This window comes from Gemmatimonadales bacterium, from assembly GCA_030697825.1.
In the GTDB taxonomy this organism is placed as follows: Bacteria; Gemmatimonadota; Gemmatimonadetes; order Gemmatimonadales; family JACORV01; genus JACORV01.
Map to the genome: position 1 here is coordinate 1 of JAUYOW010000227.1, position 2936 is coordinate 2936.

At 68.4% G+C, this 2936-nt stretch carries 3 protein-coding genes; all 3 read left to right on the top strand.

What is annotated here, in order from left to right; genetic code table 11:
* On the top strand, positions 1 to 1387 hold a 1387-nt coding region (locus Q8Q85_11755), incomplete at its 5' end, for a methylmalonyl-CoA mutase family protein (protein MDP3774929.1).
* Positions 1388 to 1423: 36 nt separating this feature from the next.
* Positions 1424 to 1759 (top strand): zinc ribbon domain-containing protein, encoded by a 336-nt coding sequence (locus Q8Q85_11760; GenBank protein ID MDP3774930.1) that lies wholly within the window; start codon positions 1424 to 1426, stop codon positions 1757 to 1759.
* Positions 1759 to 2936: arginine--tRNA ligase (gene argS, locus Q8Q85_11765; protein ID MDP3774931.1), on the top strand; the 1178-nt coding region annotated here is incomplete at its 3' end. The genes Q8Q85_11760 and argS, both read left to right, overlap by 1 nt.

Genomic DNA, 2936 nt, shown 5'->3' on the forward strand with positions numbered 1-2936 from the left:
CGAGCTGCTCGCCGCCGGCCAGACCGGCCTCTCCACCGCGTTCGATCTTCCCACGCAGATGGGCTACGACTCCGACCACCCGCTCGCGGAGGGGGAAGTGGGTCGCGCCGGCGTCGCGATCAACACGGTGGACGACCTGGCACGCGTCTTCGAAGGGATCCCGCTCGACCAGGTCACCACCTCGATGACCATCAACGCCACCGCGCCGATCCTCCTCGCCATGTATCTCGTGGTCGGGGAAGAGCAGGGCGTCGCTTGGGAGAAGCTCGGCGGGACGATCCAGAACGACGTGCTCAAGGAGTACATCGCGCGCGGCACGTACATCTTCCCACCGGAGCCGAGCCTGCGCCTCGTCACCGACGTCTTCCGGTTCGTGGTGGAGCGGAAGCTCGACTTCAACCCCATCTCGGTGAGCGGCTACCACATGCGCGAGGCCGGCGCTACGGCCGTTCAGGAGTTGGCGTTCACTTTCGCCGACGCTCTCGAGTACCTGCGGCGCGCCAAGCGCGCGGGCCTGGACATCGACGCGCTCGCGCCGCGCATCTCGTTCTTCTTCGCCGCATGGAACGACCTGTTCGAGGAAGTGGCGAAGTTCCGCGCGGCGCGCCGCCTCTGGGCCACGCTCCTCAGGGAAGAGTTCGGCGCCGGCGATGCTGCCTGCCGGCTCCGCTTCCACACCCAGACCGCCGGCTCCGCGCTCACCGCGCAGCAGCCGCTCGTCAACGTGGTGCGGGTGAGCGTCCAAGCGCTCGCCGCTATCCTCGGCGGTACGCAGTCGCTCCATACCAACTCGTACGACGAGGCGCTGGCGCTCCCCACCCCCGATTCCGCGCGCCTCGCGCTCCGGACCCAGCAGGTGTTGGCGTTCGAGTCCGGCGCCACCCGCACCACCGATCCGCTAGCGGGCAGCTTTTACGTGGAGGCGCTCACCGCCCAAGTCGAGGAGAAGGCGCGCGCTTTGCTCGCGGAGGTCGAGCGCCGCGGCGGCGCGGCCAAGGCCATCGCCGACGGGTTCATTCAGGCGGAGATCCATCGCTCGGCATATGCCGCTCAGCAGGCCATCGAGCGCGGTGAAGAGGTCGTGGTGGGCGTGAACCGGTTCACCGACGACGCGCCGGCGACGCCGCCTCACCCGCCGGACTACTCGGCGCTCGCGGCCAAGCAGATCGCACGCCTGAATGCGGGCCGTGCTTCACGCGATCGAAGCCGTACGGCGCGCACCCTCGAGGCCGTGCGCGCGGCCGCCACTTCGCCCGCGGCCCCATTGATGGAGCCGATCCTCGAAGCGGTCCGGGCCCGCGTCACGCTCGGCGAGATCTCGGCGGCCATGGAAAGCGTGTGGGGACGCCACGGCAGCGGCTTGACTTCGGCCTCGCAAGTCGGCTAACCTTAAGCCTCACTTTGCATTAGCCAGCCGAGAGCCATGCCGACTTACGAGTACAAGTGCCCGAAGTGCAGGAACAAGTTCGACGAGTCCCAGAAGATGACGGCCAAGCCCGTCGCCAAGTGCCCCAAGTGCGGCGCGAAGGCGGAGCGCCAGATGTCGGCCGGGGCCGGTCTCGTCTTCAAGGGCTCCGGCTTCTACTTGACGGACTACGGCCGCGCCGGGCAGAAGGCGAAGCAGCAGGAGAGCGGCGACAAGTCGTCCGGCGAGAAGAAGTCGTCGGGCGAGACCAAGTCGTCGGGCGAGAAGAAGCCCGACACTGTCGGTAGCGACAAGCCCGTTCCCACCCCCAAGTCCAAGCCGAAAGACGACTAGTGGCGGCCCAGGAGGCGATCCGGGCCGAGTTGGCGCGGGTCGCGGCGATGCTCGGGGCCCCGGCGAGCGTCGTCGTGGAGCTGGAGACGCCGCGCGAGAAGTCGCACGGGGACCTCGCCACGAACCTCGCGATGACGCTGTCCAAGCCGCTCCGCGCCGCTCCGCGGCAGATCGCGGAGAAGATCGTCGCGGCGCTCGCGCTCCCTCCGGGAGTAGTCGCCGCGGTCGAGATCGCCGGCCCCGGGTTCATCAACTTCCGCCTCGCGACCGGTCAGCTGGCCGAAACGGTCAGGGAGATCCTCGCTCAGGGGCGCGAGTTCGGCCGCACCCCCCCAGCGAACACGCTCAAAGTCAACGTCGAGTTCGTTAGTGCCAACCCGACTGGCCCGCTTCATGTCGCTCACGGCCGGGGGGCCGCGCTCGGGGACTGCGTGGCCCGGTTGCTCGAGTGGCTCGGGCACCAGGTGACGCGCGAGTTCTACGTCAACGACGGCGGCTCCCAGATCCAGCGCCTCGGCGAGTCGCTGTGGGCGCGCGTGCAGCAGAAGGTGGGTCGCGAAGCGGCGATCCCGGAGCAGGGTTATCAGGGCGCGTATCTCGTCGAGCTGGCCGAGCGGTTGGTCGGGCTGTATGGCGCCGCCTTCGCCGACAAGGCGCCGGCCGAGGGTGTCGAGGCGTGCCGGGCCGTCGCGATAGAGGCGATGAAAGCCGAGCAGCGGGAGACGCTCGAACAGTTCCGGGTGAGGTTCGACGTCTTTTTCGACGAGAGCAGGCTATACGCGGAGCAGGCGATCGAGAGGACACTGGAGTCGCTGAAGAAGCACCGCGTTGTCTTCGAGGAGGATGGCGCGCTCTGGCTCCGCACCACCGCTCACGGCGACGACAAGGACCACGTGCTGCGGAAGTCCGACGGAAGCTACACGTACTTCCTGCCCGACATCGCGTATCACCAGGACAAGGCAGAGCGCGGCTTCGATCGCGCCATCGATGTCTGGGGCGCCGACCATCACGGCTACGTGCCACGGGTGCGCGCCGCCATGATGGCCCTGGGTCACGGCGAGCACTTCTTCGAGGCGCTCATCGTACAGCTCGTCTCCGTGCTGCGCCACGGGGAGGAAGTGCGCATGTCCAAGCGCGCGGGAGATTTCGTCGCGTTGCGGGACCTGGTGGAGGAGGT